This is a genomic window from Methylobacterium sp. J-072 (genome assembly GCF_022829425.1).
Classification (GTDB): domain Bacteria; phylum Pseudomonadota; class Alphaproteobacteria; order Rhizobiales; family Beijerinckiaceae; genus Methylobacterium.
This window is the reverse complement of record NZ_JAKSYK010000085.1, coordinates 17,236-35,290: the sequence shown is the minus strand read 5'-3', so window position 1 is coordinate 35,290 and position 18,055 is coordinate 17,236. Positions and strand designations below refer to the sequence as shown.

17 protein-coding genes and 1 pseudogene are annotated in these 18,055 nt (G+C 66.8%); 13 read left to right on the top strand and 5 right to left on the bottom strand.

The annotated features are described in order from the left end of the window. Together MKK67_RS09420 and MKK67_RS09415 are read left to right on the top strand one after the other, a co-directional pair. Positions 1–132 (top strand): annotated as a pseudogene (locus MKK67_RS09420) (IS5/IS1182 family transposase); the annotation flags it as partial. 787 nt (positions 133–919) lie between these two features. Then, complete coding sequence (locus MKK67_RS09415) at positions 920–2,455, top strand: ISL3 family transposase (RefSeq protein ID WP_243963636.1); 1,536 nt, start codon at positions 920–922, stop codon at positions 2,453–2,455. 100 nt (positions 2,456–2,555) lie between these two features. On the opposite strand, the gene MKK67_RS09410 is transcribed toward MKK67_RS09415, so the two are convergent. From MKK67_RS09410 to MKK67_RS32875, 3 genes are all read right to left on the bottom strand, one after another. Beyond that, positions 2,556–4,064 carry a hypothetical protein gene (locus MKK67_RS09410; RefSeq protein WP_243963628.1) on the bottom strand — a complete coding sequence of 503 codons (1,509 nt, stop codon included), beginning with the start codon at positions 4,062–4,064 and terminating at the stop codon, positions 2,556–2,558. A gap of 677 nt (positions 4,065–4,741) precedes the next feature. Next, the gene (locus MKK67_RS09405; RefSeq protein WP_243963627.1) at positions 4,742–5,131 is read right to left on the bottom strand and encodes a hypothetical protein; all 390 of its coding nucleotides are present in this window, start codon (positions 5,129–5,131) and stop codon (positions 4,742–4,744) included. Between the two features lie 234 nt (positions 5,132–5,365). Further along, entirely contained in the window at positions 5,366–5,605 is a 240-nt protein-coding gene (locus MKK67_RS32875; RefSeq protein ID WP_409568384.1) for an EAL domain-containing protein, read from the bottom strand. Here MKK67_RS32875 and MKK67_RS09400 point away from each other — a divergent pair. The 6 genes from MKK67_RS09400 (at position 5,561) to MKK67_RS09375 (ending at position 11,072) form a co-directional block, all read left to right on the top strand. Further along, positions 5,561–6,043 (top strand): nucleotide exchange factor GrpE, encoded by a 483-nt coding sequence (locus MKK67_RS09400; RefSeq protein WP_243963626.1) that lies wholly within the window; start codon positions 5,561–5,563, stop codon positions 6,041–6,043. The genes MKK67_RS32875 and MKK67_RS09400 overlap by 45 nt on opposite strands. 55 nt (positions 6,044–6,098) lie before the next feature. Then, positions 6,099–6,974, top strand: a complete 876-nt coding sequence (locus MKK67_RS09395; RefSeq protein WP_243963625.1) for a DnaJ C-terminal domain-containing protein — start codon at positions 6,099–6,101, stop codon at positions 6,972–6,974. 14 nt (positions 6,975–6,988) lie between these two features. Beyond that, entirely contained in the window at positions 6,989–7,312 is a 324-nt protein-coding gene (locus tag MKK67_RS09390) for a MerR family transcriptional regulator (protein WP_243963624.1), read from the top strand. A 137-nt stretch (positions 7,313–7,449) separates the two neighbouring features. Then, positions 7,450–7,749 carry a putative quinol monooxygenase gene (locus MKK67_RS09385; protein WP_243963623.1) on the top strand — a complete coding sequence of 100 codons (300 nt, stop codon included), beginning with the start codon at positions 7,450–7,452 and terminating at the stop codon, positions 7,747–7,749. A 147-nt stretch (positions 7,750–7,896) separates the two neighbouring features. Further along, positions 7,897–8,892 (top strand): zinc-dependent alcohol dehydrogenase family protein, encoded by a 996-nt coding sequence (locus tag MKK67_RS09380; protein ID WP_243963634.1) that lies wholly within the window; start codon positions 7,897–7,899, stop codon positions 8,890–8,892. Positions 8,893–9,089: 197 nt separating this feature from the next. After that, a complete protein-coding gene (locus MKK67_RS09375) occupies positions 9,090–11,072 on the top strand; it encodes a PAS domain S-box protein (protein ID WP_243963622.1) in 1,983 nt (660 codons plus the stop codon). A 293-nt stretch (positions 11,073–11,365) separates the two neighbouring features. Here MKK67_RS09375 and MKK67_RS09370 read toward each other — a convergent pair whose 3' ends face one another. Further along, positions 11,366–11,788 (bottom strand): hypothetical protein, encoded by a 423-nt coding sequence (locus MKK67_RS09370; RefSeq protein WP_243963621.1) that lies wholly within the window; start codon positions 11,786–11,788, stop codon positions 11,366–11,368. A gap of 291 nt (positions 11,789–12,079) precedes the next feature. Between MKK67_RS09370 and MKK67_RS09365 the strand changes: the two genes are divergently transcribed. From MKK67_RS09365 to MKK67_RS09345, 5 genes are all read left to right on the top strand, one after another. Continuing rightward, the gene (locus MKK67_RS09365) at positions 12,080–13,234 is read left to right on the top strand and encodes a glutathione-independent formaldehyde dehydrogenase (protein ID WP_243963620.1); all 1,155 of its coding nucleotides are present in this window, start codon (positions 12,080–12,082) and stop codon (positions 13,232–13,234) included. 85 nt (positions 13,235–13,319) lie between these two features. Further along, positions 13,320–13,649: a zinc ribbon domain-containing protein gene (locus tag MKK67_RS09360; RefSeq protein WP_279601531.1), complete on the top strand. Its 330-nt coding sequence runs from the start codon at positions 13,320–13,322 to the stop codon at positions 13,647–13,649. Between the two features lie 59 nt (positions 13,650–13,708). Continuing rightward, positions 13,709–14,275: a type 1 glutamine amidotransferase domain-containing protein gene (locus MKK67_RS09355; protein WP_243963619.1), complete on the top strand. Its 567-nt coding sequence runs from the start codon at positions 13,709–13,711 to the stop codon at positions 14,273–14,275. Positions 14,276–14,342: 67 nt separating this feature from the next. Next, a complete protein-coding gene (locus MKK67_RS09350; RefSeq protein WP_243963618.1) occupies positions 14,343–15,371 on the top strand; it encodes a hypothetical protein in 1,029 nt (342 codons plus the stop codon). Positions 15,372–15,477: 106 nt separating this feature from the next. Continuing rightward, on the top strand, positions 15,478–17,247 hold the full coding sequence (locus MKK67_RS09345) for a c-type cytochrome (RefSeq protein ID WP_243963617.1): 1,770 nt from the start codon (positions 15,478–15,480) through the stop codon (positions 17,245–17,247). A 121-nt stretch (positions 17,248–17,368) separates the two neighbouring features. Here MKK67_RS09345 and MKK67_RS09340 read toward each other — a convergent pair whose 3' ends face one another. Then, on the bottom strand, positions 17,369–18,052 hold the full coding sequence (locus MKK67_RS09340) for a type 1 glutamine amidotransferase domain-containing protein (protein WP_243963616.1): 684 nt from the start codon (positions 18,050–18,052) through the stop codon (positions 17,369–17,371). Positions 18,053–18,055: the final 3 nt, after the last annotated feature.

Below are 18,055 nucleotides of genomic sequence, written 5' to 3'. Positions count from 1 at the left end.
GCCTGGGCGACGCGCTGTCGGCGCCTGGTCAAAGATTACGAGCGTTATGCCAGCACGCTGGCAGGTCTTCACATGGTCGCATTCGTCTGTCTCATGCTCAAACAGGCTGGACGACTCATAACAGGTTCATAACACGCTCTAGATACGATCGCCTGCACCACGAACCGCCGGATCATCGGAGATGCATGTTGGACGGTGGGGTTGTGTCGGGGACCCCTCCGCCACCCAGGCGCGATAGGCATCCGCGTCAGCTTCGTCTCGGAACCGCACAGCGAACAGAACCCAGTTCGGGTCCCTAGAATTTCCCAAGTCGTCCTCATGATCCTCGAGATTCAGATCGTCGTTGGCTTCCCGAGCCTCGTTATACCCCTCGTCGTCAGCCTCAGACCACGTGAGCCCCGTATTCGGACGCATCTCCGCGAACCTGCGAAGTTTATACCCAAACTCTGCGATGCGCTCGTAGGGACAGGTCGAGACAAAAACGTGAACGGTTGTGTTGGTCATCGTATTTTCTGCCTTGTAAATGTGTTAAACAATGAAGCCGGCGCGGGGTTGGGAGGTGATTACCGGCCTGCTGACGTTAGCGGCGGCACGAGAGAGGCTGCAATATTTTTATGTTCACAACGTCGCCTTGCTCGATCCGGCTGCCCCTGCTCTACAGCCGTCCAGGTGGACAAAGGTGCCCTCAATCGCCCGTTGCGCACACGAACGCGCGGCCTCTCTCGATGCAAGCGTTAGACTTCGCTGGTCGTCAGTACCTCGAGCCTCTCCTCGTGTGCTTGCTAGCAGCTACATCCCCAATCCTATTGCAGGAGGGTCTGTATGCGGGTTCATCCGCACTTTCGGTGCTGGCGGGTGGCTCAGGCGTTGATCAGCGTTGTGGCCCGAGGGCAGCACGATGCCGATCTCCAACCCGTCAATGCCGTCGGTCCCGGACGGTGTTCACGTCGATGATCTGACGCTGGACCCGCGCGGGCTGCTGATCACCGCTCACACCACCACGGTCGATGCCACCTGTCCGAGTTGCGGACGACCCTCGACGCGGATGCACAGCACCTATCAGCGAACCCTCAAGGACCTGCCGTGGCAGGACCGGGCTGTGACGTGGCGCCTGAGGGTCCGCCGCTTCCGCTGCAGCCACTGCCCAGGGCGGATCTTCGTCGAACGCGTACCGGGGCTGGCTGTGCGCAAGGCACGTCGCAGCCAACGGTTGGCCGAGGCACAGACCGATATCGGCATGGTGCTGGGCGGTGAGCCCGGTGCCCGTCTGTCGCGACGATTGGCGATGCCGATCAGCGGCGACACCGTCCTGCGCTTGATTCGTCATCGAGGGATCCATCCGTCTCCACCGCCACGCGTGGTCGGCATCGATGACTGGGCTTGGCGGCGCGGCCGCATCTACAGCACCATCGTCTGCGACCTGGAACGGCGGCGCGTCATCGACCTGCTTCCCGGCCGCTCGTCGGCACCGGTGCGGGATTGGCTCGCTGCCCATCCGAGCGTGACCGTCATCTGCCGCGACCGTTCAGGGCCCTACGCCGAGGCCGCGCGGACGGGTGCACCGACGGCGACGCAGGTCGCCGATCGCTGGCACCTGTTGGTCAATGCTTCCGAGGCGATGCGCGGCATCGTCGAGCGGCACCAGTCCGAGATCCGAGACGTGGCGCATCGCCTCGTGCATGCCTCGTCCGATGGCCACGATGCGACGGAGAGCGCGCCGACGTCGGAGGTGCATAACCCGCGGTGCGACCGCTGCGAGACAGCCTTGCGCTTCCACGGCGAAGGGATGCCGACCAAGGAGATCGCCCGCCGTATCGGCGCATCCCGCAACGCCGTGCGCCGTTGGGTCCGAGCTGGCCGCTTCATGCCCTACCGCCGAGCCCCAGGTCCGAGCCGGCTCGACCGTCATCTCCCCTTCGTCGAGACACGTTGGCAGGAGGGCGAGCGAAGCGCGACCGTTCTCCATCGCGAACTGCGCGCCCAGGGCTTCACGGGCGGCTACGACATCGTCCGACGCTGGGTTGGGCGGCAGCGATCAGGGGCGCCGGTCAGACCGGCGTCCGCTCGGATCCCCTCAACACGGCGCATTACCCGATGGCTGACCGGCGATCCGGCGACGCTACTGCCGGAGGATCGCGCCTTCACCGACGCACTCTGCGTCGCTGCCCCGAAGCTCAGGCAAGCCGTCGAGAATGTGCGGGCCTTCGCCGATCTCCTGCGCAAAGGAGATCCGGCAGGACTGACGCCTTGGCTTGAGGCCGCAGGCACGACCGATCTCGGCGGCTTCGTCACCGGGCTCCGACAGGACGAGGCTGCCGTACGCGCGGCCATCGTTGAGCCCTGGAGCAACGGCCCCGTCGAGGGACAGGTCAACCGCCTCAAACTGATCAAGCGGAGCATGTACGGCCGCGCGAAGTTCGATCTTCTGCGCCAGCGCGTCCTCCATACCGCCTGAGATCGACCCGTAGAGCTTGGCCGTACGGAGGCTCGCCAGCACCGAAAGTGCGGATGAACCTGTATGCGAGGCCACATTTGGATGCTGTGGAAACTCAAGGCTAAGCGGCGACACCCAAGCTGCCCGCTCGGTTCTTCGGCGGTCGACCGCGCTTGGGAGGAGTTCCCGCTGCGACGAGTTGCTTGTGGTCTGCCTCGCGCGACTTCCGCTTCCGCAGACGATCTGCCTCAAGATCGCGCTTCCGGCGTTCCTCTGGTGTCAACGTCGAAGTCTGCCAACCACCCTCGCCTCTTCCGGAAGGCAAAGGACGCTTCATGTCCATCAACCCGGCCTCGTCGACCGGAATGAGTTCGACCAGATCGCTCACGCCATTCCCGGCGAGAAAGTCCCGCAGCGTTTCGGCCTGATGCCGATCGTACAAGTAGATGTCGTAAGTGCCGTCGTAGGATGGGTCCCGGATCGCCCCGCGCATCACGAATTGCGCGATGTCCTCGTTCTCACGGACCTGGGTGATGGTGTTCTTGTCCAAACCAAGGAACTCCAGGATCACGCCGTCCGCCGCTTGCGCCTTATTGGAGTAGATGTACGCGCAAGCCGTGTGGTGGCGCAGAGAGTTGGTCCCAGCCTGTCGTGGCGCGCAGGCGTTGCCGCCGAAGCGGTGGATGAGCAGCAGCCGCACCTCGTGGTTGCAGGACCAGTAGCCCGCAAAGCCGATCCTGGTGAGGTAGTCCGAAATCCGGACGAGGTTGAGGCTGCCCTCGTCGGACGTCCACCATGTCGTCGAGCCGCGGTGCTGCGCGAAGTAGTGCACCCGGATCGTCGGTTTGGCCCGCGACGCGGCGTGCGCGACGTCGACGTACTCGATCGCGAGGTCGTCGCCGTACAACCTTTCGCAGGCACGGGCGAGTAGGCTGCCGCCGAACCCCGCCGCTGCGATGTGGACTGAGGCAGCGCCTTCCAAGTCCATCGGTGTCCAGATCGACCACCACCGTATGCGTCGTCCCGTAATCCGCGCCTCGTCCCAGGATCTCACGTCCGCGACGACGGAGCGGTTCCGGTTGCCCACCACCTTGAGCAGGACGGCGATATCCGGCGCTGCGCCCTTGTAAGCTGCCGGCGTGACCGGCTCGACGCTGGAGCGCGGGCGGAGCAAGCTGCGGGGCGAGCCGTCCTCAAGCGGCTCTAGGACAAAATGGTGCTCCAGCAGGTGCAAGCCCGTCTTGCCATGGATTTCACCCGAGAGGACCGAACCGTCCGGGTTCTTGTCGATGCGGACGTGAACATCGATGAGTTGAGCGGGGTCCAGAGCGAGGAGAGTTTCGTGAGTGATGAGGATGGCCCGGTGCTCGTCCGCCTCCCGACGGGCCAGCGCATCGAGGACGCGGCGGTGAACGTTGCGTCCCTTCATGGCCTGCTTTGAGTGGATGGGCTCAACGTCCAGGCGCACGCCGCGCTCCTCAGCGCTCCTTTCCAGATCGAGGACAAATTCGTCGATGAGGTCAGTGCGCGGCAGAGCGAGGTGATAGAGGGCAGGTGTCGAAAGGATGTCATCGCGCACAGCTCGGGATTTACCCCCGCCGGGCACGCCGGTAAGAACTTTAATATTCATGAAATCATCAGGAGTGTGTGGCAGATAATTGCGTCCGGTGCCTGTCTATAAGAGTATTACGGACATAATTATTCTGGCGCATCTGGCCGAAGGCGTCATTATTCCCGCGGACGGGGAGGGCGGGAAGCGAACGCGCCATGCGCGGGCGCTCAGGAGCGCGCCGCGTCACAGGGGCAAGCCCGGTGCTCTGGGCACCGGGCTTGCCCTCAGTCATGATGGCTGATGAGTTGGCATCGCGCCGAGTCGAAACACAACACATCGAGGAGATGAGGTCGCATCGCGCCTCGTGACTGCATGTCGATGTCGCGTCCCGCCTTCCTCGCTCCGAGGCGCTCGTCGTCGGCTCGCGAGCCGCTCGATGCCTGAGCGCTGTCCGGCGCTCATCCGCGCCAGCCCGCACGTAGGCATCGCCGGCATTCTATCAGGCCGGAACGAGGGCACTTCCTCGTCAGACCTCTTCCTGACATCGCCTTCTCGTCAGCGAACAAGAACAGACCTGGCCGCCGGAGGCGGCCTCTGAAACAGGCAGCGGACTCATTTGTGACTGACCGCCACCCTGCGGCTGGCCGATGATGAGGCACGAAGCGCACTACGCCAGCCCTGCAGCGCGGCCTGCTGTGCGCCTGCCTTCATCCGGGCAAGAGCACCGGCAGGTGGTCAGTGCAGCCGCCTAGACGTCACCGGGCGACCCACGGACGCCCGAAAACCTGCAAGCTTCTCAGGGCGTCCTCACCGTCTTCGACCGGCACGTATTTGTACTGATTGCCCTGGTCGACAACGGACAGGCTTTCACGGCCGTACAGTCGCAGGAGACCGAGCGCGGACGCAGCGATCACACCATCAAGATCAGGGCCTCCGCATGGGTCGACGAGCGCATTGTCGAGGGTTTCGGTGAATTGCAGTCGCACGCTGGACCCGCCCGCGGCGGTCTCGGCGTCGAAGTCGACGCGCATCGCGCGCTCAAGGGCGTCGATAGACGGGTGGACCGGAACGGACAGGTGACTGACGATGCCGCTTTCCTGGCGGGCGAAGAACACGGTACCGTAGATTTTAGACTTAGACGACATGTGGAGACTTTCGTTGGCCGCCGGTGGCGGCGTTGACGAGGCGCAAGACACCACACCCGCGCGTCCCCTGTCGAAATTTCTCTTTGTGTCGCCCTAGGAGGATGAGTTGTTCCCTGCCGATACGAGATCGAACGCTGGCTTCCAGGCTGGAAGCAGACGTTCCGTTTTGCGCCCAATGCGGCCGTAACAGGCAGTTCATCCCGTCCCGATTAGCGGACAGGTTGGAACTCACTCTCAGCGTTCCTTCGCACTGCGATGCGGAGAGATTTCAACAACGGGGATAAGCTCCCAAGCTGAGCGTGCCGGGGCCTTCCGACCGACGAAAGCGTCGGAGTCCCAGGTCTTCAGTAGCCATGTCACGCGCGCGCCGGCTATCGGCCTGGCATAGAGGTAGCCCTGCGCGTAGTCGCAGCCCATCGCCGCGAGGTGATGCGCCTGCTCCACCGTCTCGACACCTTCCGCCGTGACTTTCATCCCGAGGTTCTGGCCGAGGCCGACAACACCCGGCGTCGGGCGACGCGCGACCTGGCTGATGAGCGGCTTTTCGCCGTGACGGGCCTCGCCCGGGCGCTCTTGCCGGTCCTGGACAACCTGCGCCGGGCCATCGTCGCGTCGGAGCAGCCGGAGTCGCAGGGCGCGTCGCTCATCGACGGGGTGCGCGCCACGGAGCGGCTGCTGATCGGGGCGCTCGCGGGCGTCGGCGTGCAGCGGGTCGATGCCCGTGGTGCTCTGTTCGACCCGTCGCGGCATGAGGCCATGATGGAGGTCGATGATCCGGCGGTCGCGCCCGGGACCGTCCACGACGTCATGGAGGATGGCTACGTCCTCCACGATCGGCTCCTGCGCCCCGCCCGGGTCACCGTGACCCGTCGCGCCATGGCCCGGGACGATCACGACGGGGCCAATCCCTAGGACGACGTCCGCAACGGGTGCGGGCTTCGCCACACGACGGCGCAGGGAGGAAGCGTTGAGCGACGATCCCTATGCGATTCTGGGCGTGAAGCGCGATGCCTCCCCGGAGCAGATCCGGAAGACCTACCGGAAGCTCGCGCGCAAACTGCATCCGGACCTGAACCCGGGCAACACGGAGGCGGAAGAGCAGTTCAAGAACGTGTCGCGGGCCTATGACCTGTTGAACGATCCGGAGAAGCGCGCGCGTTTCGATCGCGGCGAGATCGACATTTCCGGCGTCGAGCGGCCCCGGCAGCGCTACTATCGCGACGTCTCGGAGCCATCCGCCGACCATGCCTATGCGAGCGACGCGGGCTTTGCGGATTTCGAGGTCGACGACCTCCTCTCCGAGATCTTAGGACGCAGGGGGCGGTCGGAGGTCCGGCGCCGGGGCGCCGATACCCGCTACCATCTCGACCTCGATTTCCTCGATGCGGTCAACGGCACCACCCGCTCGGTGACCCTGCCGGACGGCGCGACGCTCGATGTCCGCATCCCGGCGGCCACCCGCGAGGGACAGACCCTGCGCCTGCGCGGCAGGGGCGAGCCGGGTCGGAACGGCGCGCCGCCGGGCGATGCGCTGATCGCGATCGGCGTCCGCCCGCACCCGGTCTTCCGGCGCGAAGGCGACGACATCCATTTCCAGCAGGGCGTTCCGCTGCACGCGGCGGTGCTCGGCGGCCGGATCGCGGTGTCGGCCCCGTCCGGGCCCGTAACCCTGACGATCCCGAAATGGAGCACGTCCGGCACGGTGCTTCGCCTCAAGGGCAAGGGCGTCCCGCGGTCGGACGGGACCGCGGGCGACGCCTTCGTCAAGCTGCTGATCAAGCTCCCGGACAAGCCCGATCCGGAACTCGAACGCGCGATCGCCGCGTGGCATCGGACTGAGTGAAATGGGGTGGCGGTATGGACGCGCGCGAATTCCAGGCCCGGTCGGACCTGCCTCCCGACACGCTTGCGATCTGGCTCGAGCTTGGCTGGCTCCGGCCGGCGCTCCGCGAGGGCGTCCGGCACTACGTCGAGATCGATGTGGCCCGGGCCCAACTGATCGGGGATCTGCAGGCCGATCTCGGGATCAACGACGACGGCATCGCGGTCGTGCTCGACCTCATCGATCAGAACGGCGGCTTGCGGCATGTGCTGCAGGCGATTGTCCGGGCCCTGCAGGCGCAGCCCGATATCGTCCGCCGGCAGATCGTCGAGGCCTGCGCGGCGCAACGCCGATCCTGACGCCGAACTGACCGGCGTCAGCGCCGCGATGCAGCTGACAGGCTAATCCAACGCGCGCCCGCCGCCTCGACCGAGGATACGAGCTGGAAGAGCGGTCACCTCCGCGGTCTCTGGGATTCATCGGAAGGAACAGGACGATGGCCAAGTTCGCTCTTCTCGTCATCCTGAACGCCAAGCCCGGACAGGAAGCGGCGGTCGAGGCGTTTCTAAGGGACAGCCTGCCCCTCGTGCAGGACGAGCCCGGAACCGTCGCATGGTTCGGCCTCCGCCTGGGCCCATCGACCTTCGGGATCTTCGACGCATTTCCCAACGAAGCGGGACGGGACGCCCACCTCTCCGGCCGCGTGGCGGCGGCCCTGAAGGAGCGCGCGCCCGATGTGTTCGCCACAGCCCCGCAGATCGAGAAGCTCGACGTGCTGGCGGCAAAACTGCCGTGAGACGCGGACCGATCGTCGATCGGGTCTCGCCCAGGACGTTCGCCGTCGATCCACACACCATGACGAAACTGGCGGCCTGAGGCGCCGGCGGACGTGGCTTTCCCGCTGTGCGTCCGCGCGCGGCGCAACCATCGCGGAGACATCGCCATGGCACGGGTGGTCAGGTTTCATCGGACCGGTGGACCGGAGGTGATGCAGTTCGATGATCTGCCGGTCGGCGATCCGCAACCGGGCGAAATGCGCGTCCGCATCGAGGCGATCGGTCTCAATCGCGCCGAAGCGATGTTCCGGCCGGGTGCCTACCTCGAAACGCCGCGCCTGCCCGCACGCCTCGGCTACGAAGCCTCCGCGACGGTCGAGGCCTTGGGCGAGGGTGTGGAAGGCTTCGCGCCGGGCGATGCCGTCAGCGTCATCCCGGCCTTCTCCATGAACGCTTACGGCGTCTACGCCGACACGGCCATCGTGCCGGCTTACGGCGTCGTCCAGCGCCCGACCGGTATCTCGGCGATCGAGTCGGCGGCGGTCTGGATGGCCTACCTCACGGCGTGGGGTGCGCTGATCGACATCGGTCATCTCGGGCGGGGCGACGCGGTCATCATTCCGGCTGCGTCCTCCAGTGTCGGACTCGCCGCGATCCAGATCGCGAACAGCGTCGGCGCGATCCCGATCGCCACGACCCGGACGCGTGCCAAGGCGGCGGCGCTGGACGAGGCGGGCGCCGCGCACGTTGTCGTCACGTCCGAGCAGGATCTCGTCGCCGAGGTCAACCACGCGACCGGCGGCAAGGGCGCGCGCCTCGTGTTCGACCCGGTCGGTGGCCCCCAGGTCGAGGCGCTCGCCCAGGCGATCCGCCATCACGGCGTCATCCTCATCTACGGCGCCCTCGCGACCGCCCTCACACCGTTTCCGGTCATCGCAGCCATGCAGAAGGCCCTCACGCTGCGCGGCTACACCCTGTTCGAGTTCATTCGAGATCCAGAGCGGCTGGCCCGCGCCGCGGCGTTCATCGACGATGGGCTCGCCAGCGGAGGCCTCATGCCCATCATCGCGAAGACATTCCCGCTCGACGCGATCGTTCAGGCACATGTATACATGGAGTCGAACGAGCAGTTCGGGAAGATCGTCGTCACCGTCCCGCACTGACATCGTGGTCCTTGACGAGCTCGGCCGAGGACGGCCAGCGCCCCCGGCATGACGTCGGCCGTCGCAAGGCGTTCCTGACTCAGTTTATAGTTGGTGCTTTCGAGGGAGTTTAATGAACATCCTCATTGGCGGAGCGTCCGGGAACCCAATTCGCGCCGGCGCTCAGTACACGCCAATGGCTGCTCGATATGCCGTGAATGATCATGGGTGATGTATCGAACATCGTATTGCAAGCGCCGGACGGCTCCCATGCATTCGGCAGTCTGGTCGAGCACACGGCATGGCTTTCGGCGCAGAAGGAAGCCTTCCAGACCGCCATGGACGGCGCGCCGCTGACCGAGTCACTGGGCATCCTCGTAGAGACGGCCCGCTCTCAGTCGGGCGGCAGCTTTCGCTCCGCCTTCTACTTGACCGATCCTGGTGGCACCGGGTTGCAACACGTCATAGGTATGCCAGAGCCCTATGCCCTTGCCGTCGTGGGCGGCATCAAGATCGGACCTGACTCGCTTGCCTGCGGTCTGGCGGTCTTCACCGGCCAGCCGGTCATCACCGTCGACGTGAGGAAGGACCCACTCTGGCAGCCATGGCTCTGGTTGGCCGAAGAGCACGGCTTTCGTGCCGTCTGGTCGTTCCCGATAGAAACCGTAGCTGGGCGGGTCGTCGGCACCTTCGCCGTGTATTTCCGTGAGCCGCGTGAGGCCACGCCCCGCGATCACGAATTTGCCACCGCCCTGACCCGGACCGCGGCAATCATCATCTCGCAGCACCAGCAAGCCGCAGACTTGATCGAACGGCGCATCGCGGACGAGGCGCTGCGTGAAAGCGAGGAGCGCTTTCGGGCCGTGGCCGAGCAAGCCGAAGCCGGTATCGTCATCGTCGATGCGATGCACCGTATGAGCTTCGTCAATGACCGCTACTGCGAGATCCTGGGCCGCCCGCGCGATGATCTGCTCGGCCGCACCGTGCAGGCGGTGACCCACCCGGACGACTGGGCGTTCAACGAACCTTTTTACCGGCGCGCTATGACACAAGGCGCATCCTTCACCATCGAGAAGCGGTACCTGCATCCGGACGGTACGGTCGTGTGGGTGCGCAACGTCGTCAGCGCCCTTTGCGATGGGACGGGCGCCATCGTCGGCGGCCTTGCGGTCTCCATCGACGTCACCGAACGTCATAGGGCCGAGGCGGCCTTGCGCGTGAGCGAAGAGCGCTTCCGGCGATTCGCCGAGCATACGGCTGACGTGCTCTGGCTTGCCGATCTGGACAGTAGAGCCCTCGACTACCTGAGCCCGGCTTTTACGCAAGTCTGGGGTATGCCCCCCGAAAACATGCCGGATCTTGCGAGCTGGCTCTCAAGCGTTCACCCCGAGGACCGCGACGCCGCCGCGCAGGCAATCGAGCGCGTCAGTGGCGGCGAAACGTTCGTGCTGGAGTACCGCATCCAGCGCGCCTCGGACCACGCCGTGCGCCGCATCCACGACACCTTCTTCCCGATCCCGGGCCTCGATGGTCGGATCCAGTCGGCGGGTGGGATCGCGCAGGACGTCACCACCGATATGGGCCTGCGCGCGTACGTGATTGCGGACGGCGATGACGCCCGGCGTGGCCTCGTCGGCACCCTGCAGGCCGCCGGTTACGAAGTTCGCGCCTTTGCCAGCAGTCAGGCCTTCCTGAAGATAGCGGGCTCGCTGATGCCGGGCTGTGTCGTGCTCGACTTGAGCGACGCCCGCGGCCTGGCTGCCTTGAACGAGTTGAAGGCGGCACGCGCACATCTGCCCGTGGTGGCGGTCGGCACGAGCGGGGACGATCTCGGTTTCGGGGTTCGCGTCATGAAGGCGGGAGCGGTCGATTTCCTGGAAGCTCCCTGGACGCCGGAGGTGCTGCTGTTCGCGGTGAGAACGGCACTCGCCGAGTTCAACGCCGAAACCGGTCGCGTGCGCGGGGGCGACGAGGCCCGGAGCCGGACCGCGGGGCTCTCCGGGCGCGAGCGCGAGGTCCTGGAGGGTTTGCTCGCGGGCGGTACCAACAAGACCATTGCCCGGACGCTGGGCCTGAGCCCACGCACGGTGGAAATTCACCGCGCCCGGGTCATGGAAGCGCTTGGCGCCCGCACGCTGCCCGAGGCGGTTCTCATCGCAACCTCAGCGGGCGTGCGTCCCGCCAATCCCGACGGCACTTAGAGCGTTTTCCGCCCAAGCGGATGCAGATGTGGCCTAATGAATTGTGCCAAAATGAATGGCTTATACGGTAATCCGTCCCCCCCTGGATGGCGAAAAGAGGCCCGACAGGCTGCTGAAAAGCGTCCGGGCCTATTCGGAAAGGGCTGCCACGGGTCGAAATATCGTCTTTGTGAGCATCAGTGAGGCAATCTAGTGCACTGATGCAGACGAACGCAACAAGAGCACAGAGCTAACCCACTGCGTTACTTTGATAATCCGGTGTGCGCTGTGCACCATTTGTGCGCCTCAGTGCACTAGGGCAGCGTAACGCTGCAAGCCATGGCGCCGCTGGATTGCCCCGCTGGCCAACGATGGCGAGTTTCTTCCAGCAGCCGGCAGAGGTACCCGGCCTCGAACTCCGCAAGTTCGCGCAGCCGCCGCGGCGCGAGGATCCGCACGCGACGCTGCCGCAGGGCAATCAGCCCGTCGCGACGCAGGGTTTGCAGTACGCCCTCCTGCTCCAAAAGAACGGTGTGCTGCTCGACCGGCTGGGCATAGCCCCTCAGACCGCCAAGCGCTGCCCGGTCCTGCTCCGTCAGCGGGGCGAAGCCATCGAGCTTACGCCCCACCGTACAGACAAATCCGTCCTCTCCTGGCGCCGGGGATGAACGGCGTAGGAGGCGAGTGGCCACCGGCAGGGTAGGCGTGATCTCGGTGATCGGGGCGGTCATCACCATCGGGTCCCTCTCTAGGATGATGGCCCATTCTCCCAGTGGCACGCGGCAGGCGCATCCGGTTCGTGTCTAAGGAACCCGCCAATCCGAGCGCCTCGTTGCTCCCGCTTCGGCGAGTCATCGCATGAAAAGCCGCGGGAGGGGATGCCCGCCCCGGCGGGGGCCAAATGAAGTGCGGCTCAGGAGGCGCACCGCGCGCTACGGGGAACACCGTAGGTAATGACCGGATAGTCTGATCTCGGGCGGCATGTACTTCTCCTCATCTGGCAACCGATTTGAGGTCAGGAGAGCGCAATGCGAGCAGTCGTTTATAATGGCCCGCGCGATGTTGCGGTGCAAGACGTGCCCGACGCGCGGATCGAGCGGCCTACCGACGTCCTCGTGCGGATCACGAGCACCAACATTTGCGGCTCCGACCTGCACATGTACGAGGGCCGGACCGACTTCCCGCGCGGGGGCGTGTTCGGGCACGAGAACCTCGGCCAAGTGGCCGAAGTGGGCAAGGCCGTCGATCGGGTGAAGGTCGGGGACTGGGTCGCTATCCCCTTCAACATCGGCTGCGGGTTCTGCAAGAACTGCGAGCGCGGCTTGAGCGCGTACTGTCTGACCACGGCCGACCGAAGCGTCGTACCGAACATGGCCGGCGCCGCGTACGGCTTCGCCGACATGGGCCCGTATCGGGGCGGCCAGGCCGACCTGCTGCGCGTTCCCTATGGGGACTACAATTGCCTGACACTGCCGCCGGATGCGGAGGAACGGCAGAATGACTACGTAATGCTGGCCGACATATTCCCGACCGGCTGGCACGCCACCGAACTCGCAGGCCTGCGTCCCGGCGAGTCCATCGTCATCTATGGGGCCGGCCCGGTCGGCCTCATGGCGGCCCTCTCGGCGATGATCAAGGGCGCCAGCAGGGTGATGGTCGTCGATCGCCATCCCGACCGCCTGCGCCTAGCGGATTCGATCGGCGCCGTACCGATCGACGACTCCAAGGGCTCCCCGGTGGACCAGGTGCTTGCGTTGACGAACGGCATAGGGGCCGATCGCGGCTGCGAGTGCGTCGGCTACCAAGCGCACGATCCGCAGGGTCACGAGCACCCCAACATGACCATGAACGACTTGGTGAAGTCGGTGAAGTTCACCGGCGGCATCGGCGTGGTCGGCGTTTTCACGCCCCAGGATCCGGCCCCGCAGGACCCCCTCTACAAGCAGGGCGAGATCGTTTTCGACCACGGCCTCTTCTGGTTCAAGGGTCAGACGATCGGCGTCGGCCAATGCAATGTGAAAGCCTATAACCGACGGTTGCGTGACCTCATCGCGGCCGGCCGCGCGAAGCCGTCCTTCATCGTCTCGCACGAGCTTCGGCTGGGCGAGGCGCCGAAGGCCTACAAGCACTTCGACGCGCGCGACGATGGCTGGACCAAGGTGATCCTCAAGCCCGCCGCCTGATTGGCCAAGCCAGGCTGCCAAGCCGGGCGGCCGACTCGCCCGGCTTATCCGCCATCTGCCAGATGGGTGCGAACGTGAGGACGCTATGCCGATCTACGACTACGCGTGCGACGCTTGCGGGCCGTTCACGGCCATGCGGCCCATGGCGCAGTTCCTGGACCCCTGTGCCTGCCCGGAATGCGGCGCCGGGGCCACACGGACAGCCTTGAGCGCACCGGCCATCGTCGGCGGCAGCGCGGGTGGCCGCGTCACCTTCGCGGCAACCGAGCCGAGCGCGTCGCCCTCGCGCCCGGCTTCGGCTGGCCATCCCGCCGGCTGCGGCTGCTGCGTCCGCCGCTCGCCACTCCCGAGTGCCCTGTCCGCGGGCGGACGGATCTTCACGGCGCACGGGCCAGTCCGGCGCGGCTTTCCGTGATGGAATTCGCGTGCGGCTGCCCCCAACGCGCGCAAACTCAGCCCGACAGAGGACCAACCATGGCTTCCGACACCCTCAACGGCCTGAAGGTCGCGATCCTGATCACGGACGGTTTCGAGCAGGTCGAGATGACCGAGCCGCGCAAGGCGCTCAACGAAGCGGGTGCTGAGACGCAGATCGTGTCGCCGAAGGACGGCGCGGTGAAGGCCTGGAAATTTACCGAATGGGGCGATGAATTCCCGGTGGAAGTGCCCCTGAACACGGTTCGCCCCGACGACTACGACGCGCTGCTGCTCCCGGGCGGTGTGATCAATCCCGACACGCTGCGAACGATCCCAGCCGCCGTCGCGTTCGCGAAGAGCTTCTTCGACGACGGCAAGCCCGTCGCCTCGATCTGTCATGGCCCCTGGACCATCATCGAGGCGGGCGCCGCGCGCGGGCGACGCCTGACCTCCTGGCCGTCGCTCCAAACCGATCTCCGGAACGCGGGGGCCGAATGGGTGGATGAGCAGGTCGTCGTGGACGGGAACCTAGTCACCAGCCGCAAGCCCGATGACATACCGGCGTTCAACCGGGCGGTGATCACGCTGCTCGCAAGTGCCCGCAGGGGCGTTCGGCCCGCGTGAGCCGCGACGAACACGCTCGATCGCTCCAGGGCTATCACCCTTCTCTGCGGCCAACCGGAGATCCGCGATGAGGCAAACCGAGGTCTGTGTCCGGCCGTTCGGAGGCCTGCCACGCCGGGGCGTCAGCCTCGCGCTGACCGGATGTCTTATCCTCGCGGCCGTCGGAGCCGCAACGGTTGTGCGGGCCGTCACCCGGGACACGCGCGATATCGCGCTGCCCGGGGAGGCCGCGTATCCCGAGAGCATCACGGCCACCGCGGATGGCACTCTCTACGTCAGCAATTTCGCGGGCGGCGGCGTCACCCGGATCGAGCCGGGCGCATCCTCAGGCGAGGTCTGGATCACCCCCGGTGCGTTCGAGACGCGCTCGACCTTCGGCGTGCTCGCCGACGAGGCGTCGGGCACGCTCTGGGTCTGCTCGAACGATCTCTCGGCACTCGGCATCCAGGGACCCAGCGACGTGAAAGGCGCCGCGCTGAAGGGCTTCGACCTGAAGACCGGCGCCGGAAAGGTCAGCGCGCCGTTTCCCGTCAGCCCGGCCATCTGCAACGACATCGCGCTCGGACCGGACGGGGCGGCCTATGTGACCAACACGCTGGGGCCGCAGATCCTGCGGCTGAAGCCCGGCTCGCAGACGCTGGAGGTCTGGAAGACTGACCCGCTTCTGGCGCCTGAGGGCAAGGACGCCGGGCTCGACGGCATCGCCTTCGGCCCCGATGGCAACCTCTACGTCGATACGTTCACCAAGGCCAAGCTGTTCCGGATCGACGTGAAGGACGGGCAGGCCGGCGCGGTGACGCCGCTGACGCCCTCGCGTCCGCTGGTCCTCACGGACGGCCTGCGGCCGCTCGGCGACGGCGCCTTCCTCCTGGCCGAGGGCGGCGGCCGGCTCGACCGGATGACCGTCTCCGGAGATACGGCCAAGGTGGAGGTCCTGCGGGACGGCGTCGCCGGCGGCGTCACCGGCGCCGCCAAGGTCGGCGCGACGGCCTTCATCACGGTCGGGCAGCTCGCCGTCATCACCGATCCGGCGCGGAAGGGCACCAAGCCCGAACTCCCGTTCCGCGTGCTGGCGGTGCCGCTGACCGCGCGCTGACGGCTGCGGCCGCGCGCGGATTTCAGATCGCACCGTCCCTGAGTTCCCATCCGTATCCGCCCAGATCTTGCAACCGTGGTTTGTGGCAGCGCCTCGAGAGGACACCATGTGTGGGATCCGTTCGTCGACCCTCGTCCTGTCCGCCAACGTCGCGACAGCCGTCCTTCTGGCCGCTTGGCCAGCCGCACGGGCCGCCGACTCGGCCTGTGACGGTGGCACAGGCGGCCTCAGCCTGCCGGCCGGCTTCTGCGCCACGATCTACGCCGATGGGATCGGCCATGCCCGCCAGATGGCCGTGGCGGCGGACGGCACGCTCTACGTCAACACGTGGAGCGGCGTGTACTACAAGAACGACACGCCCCTGCCGGGCGGCTTCCTGGTCGCGCTCAAGGATATCAATGGCGACGGCAAGGCCGACGTCACGGAGCGCTTCGGCGAGAGCCCAGCCGAGGGCGTCCGTGGCGGCACCGGGCTGGCGCTGTACCAGGGCGCGGTCTACGCCGAGAGCAACGATCGCATCATGCGCTACCCGCTGAAGACGGGCGAGGTGGCGCCCAAGGCCCCGGGTGAGGTCGTCGTCTCCAGACTACCGGTGACGGGGGACCACCCGATGCACCCCTTCGCCATCACCCCGAAGGGCGATCTCCTCGTCGATCTCGGCTCGGCGACGAACGCCTGCGAGGTGAGGAACCGCGTGCCCGGTTCGCCCGGCAACGCGCCCTGCACCGAGAAGGAGACGCGCGGCGGCATCTGGCGCTACGACGCGAAGGCACCCGATCAGACGTTCTCGCCGGCCGAGCGGTATGCGGCCGGCCTTCGCAACGGCGAGGGTATCGCGCTCGATGCGCAAGGCCGGGTCTTCTCGACCCAGCACGGGCGCGACCAGCTCCACGAGGACTGGCCGAAGCTCTACACGGCTAAGCAGGGCTACGAGCTGCCCTCGGAGGAGGTCGTCGAGCTGAGGCCGGGCGCCGATTACGGCTGGCCAGAATGCTACTTCGACCCGGCGCAGAAGGCGCTGGTGCTGGCCCCCGAATATGGCGGCGACGGCGGTCGCAAGGTCGGGCTCTGCGCCGACCGGCAGGGGCCAGCGGCGTGGTTCCCGGCGCACTGGGCGCCCAACGATATGAAATTCTACGTCGGGTCAGGGACTGGAGCAGGGTTTCCGAAAGCCTATCGCGACGGCGCCTTCATCGCCTTCCACGGCTCCTGGAACCGCGCGCCCGGCCCGCAGGGCGGCTACAGCGTCGTCTTCCAGCCGTTCAAGGACGGCAAGGCCGCGGGCGACTTCGTGGTCTTTGCCGACGGCTTCGCCGGGGCCGTCAAGGAGCCGGGCCGCGCGGAGTACCGGCCGTCCGGTCTGGCCGTCGGCCCGGACGGGGCGCTCTACATCTCCGACGACGTGAAGGGTCGCATCTGGCGCGTCACCTATGCGGGCGGCGACCCGAACGCGGCTGTCGCAGCCGCGCCGAGCCCGCAAAACGCCGCGACCGCGTCCACCGACGCGGCGCCGCCGGAGGGCCTGCATCCGGATGCCGGCCGCACGGTCGCGGCGCTGCCGGTGCCGAAGGGCGCGACGCGCGAGCAGGTTGCGCTCGGCGAGCGCATCTTCCACGGGGAAGTGGCCGACGCCACGTGCGGCGGCTGCCACGGCTCGGACGGCAGGGGCTCGCCGGTCGGGGCCGACCTCACCGGCGGCCATTGGCTCTGGAGCGACGGCAGCCTGGCGGGCCTCGAGCACACGATCGCCAACGGCGTGCCCGAGCCGAAGGAGCACCAGAACGCGATGCCGCCCATGGGTGGCGTCGAGCTGTCCCAGGCCGACCTGAAGGCCGTCGCGGCGTATGTCTGGGCCCTGGGCCATCACGGGAAGTGACCGGCCTCACCGCCGAGGGCGCGCCCACGCCTGCCGGAAGGATTGAGATCGGAGCGTTCAGCCCCTCGACGTGAGCGCCGAGAGGCTTCGAAGCCAGTCCGGCAGGCGTGCGCCCCTCCGGTCATCGATCGTCGAGAGACGCTCTGAGGCGCTCGGCCGCCGGCCTGGATGAGGCCGGGTTCTGGCCGGTGATCAGCAGCCCGTCCCCGACCACGTACGGCTCCCAGTCGCCGGCGTTGGAGAACAGGCCGCCGTTCCGCTTGAGTTCGTCCTCGACCAGGAAGGGGACCACCGCGGTCAGGCCCACGGCCTCCTCTTCGGTGTTCGTGAAGCCAGTGACGGCCTTGCCCGCGACGAGCGGCGTGCCGTCGGGCGCCTTGGCATGCCGCAGCACGCCGGGGGCGTGGCAGACCAGGGCGACAGGCTTGCCAGCCCGGAGCGTCGTCTCGATCAGCCGGATCGAGGCGGGGTCCTCGGCGAGGTCCCATAGGGGGCCATGGCCGCCGGGATAGAACACCGCGTCGAAGCCCTCGTGGGTGACGCCGTCAAGCCGGCCCGTGTTCGACAGGACGGCGTTGGCCTCAGGGTCCGCCTCGAAGCGTCGGGTCAGGTCGGTCTGGAAGTCCGGCTCGCTGCTCTTGGGATCGAGCGGCGGACGCCCACCCTTCGGCGAGGCGAGGACCACCTCCGCACCGGCATCCCTGAACACGTAGTAGGGGGCGGCGAGTTCCTCCAGCCAGAAGCCGGTCTTGCGGCCGGTGTCGCCGAGCCGGTCGTGCGAGGTCAGCACCATCAGGATCTTCATGGT

Excerpts from the sequence above, each read along its gene's own strand:
- MKK67_RS09370 (WP_243963621.1), bottom strand. The coding sequence starts at position 11,788 with ATGGTGATGACCGCCCCGATCACCGAGATCACGCCTACCCTGCCGGTG.
- MKK67_RS09375 (WP_243963622.1), top strand. The coding sequence starts at position 9,090 with ATGATCATGGGTGATGTATCGAACATCGTATTGCAAGCGCCGGACGGC.
- MKK67_RS09360 (WP_279601531.1), top strand. The coding sequence starts at position 13,320 with ATGCCGATCTACGACTACGCGTGCGACGCTTGCGGGCCGTTCACGGCC.
- MKK67_RS09365 (WP_243963620.1), top strand. The coding sequence starts at position 12,080 with ATGCGAGCAGTCGTTTATAATGGCCCGCGCGATGTTGCGGTGCAAGAC.
- MKK67_RS09410 (WP_243963628.1), bottom strand. The coding sequence starts at position 4,064 with ATGAATATTAAAGTTCTTACCGGCGTGCCCGGCGGGGGTAAATCCCGA.
- MKK67_RS32875 (WP_409568384.1), bottom strand. The coding sequence starts at position 5,605 with ATGAAAGTCACGGCGGAAGGTGTCGAGACGGTGGAGCAGGCGCATCAC.
- MKK67_RS09345 (WP_243963617.1), top strand. The coding sequence starts at position 15,478 with ATGTGTGGGATCCGTTCGTCGACCCTCGTCCTGTCCGCCAACGTCGCG.
- MKK67_RS09390 (WP_243963624.1), top strand. The coding sequence starts at position 6,989 with ATGGACGCGCGCGAATTCCAGGCCCGGTCGGACCTGCCTCCCGACACG.
- MKK67_RS09400 (WP_243963626.1), top strand. The coding sequence starts at position 5,561 with ATGCGCCTGCTCCACCGTCTCGACACCTTCCGCCGTGACTTTCATCCC.
- MKK67_RS09350 (WP_243963618.1), top strand. The coding sequence starts at position 14,343 with ATGAGGCAAACCGAGGTCTGTGTCCGGCCGTTCGGAGGCCTGCCACGC.
- MKK67_RS09405 (WP_243963627.1), bottom strand. The coding sequence starts at position 5,131 with ATGTCGTCTAAGTCTAAAATCTACGGTACCGTGTTCTTCGCCCGCCAG.
- MKK67_RS09340 (WP_243963616.1), bottom strand. The coding sequence starts at position 18,052 with ATGAAGATCCTGATGGTGCTGACCTCGCACGACCGGCTCGGCGACACC.
- MKK67_RS09385 (WP_243963623.1), top strand. The coding sequence starts at position 7,450 with ATGGCCAAGTTCGCTCTTCTCGTCATCCTGAACGCCAAGCCCGGACAG.
- MKK67_RS09355 (WP_243963619.1), top strand. The coding sequence starts at position 13,709 with ATGGCTTCCGACACCCTCAACGGCCTGAAGGTCGCGATCCTGATCACG.
- MKK67_RS09380 (WP_243963634.1), top strand. The coding sequence starts at position 7,897 with ATGGCACGGGTGGTCAGGTTTCATCGGACCGGTGGACCGGAGGTGATG.
- MKK67_RS09415 (WP_243963636.1), top strand. The coding sequence starts at position 920 with ATGCCGTCGGTCCCGGACGGTGTTCACGTCGATGATCTGACGCTGGAC.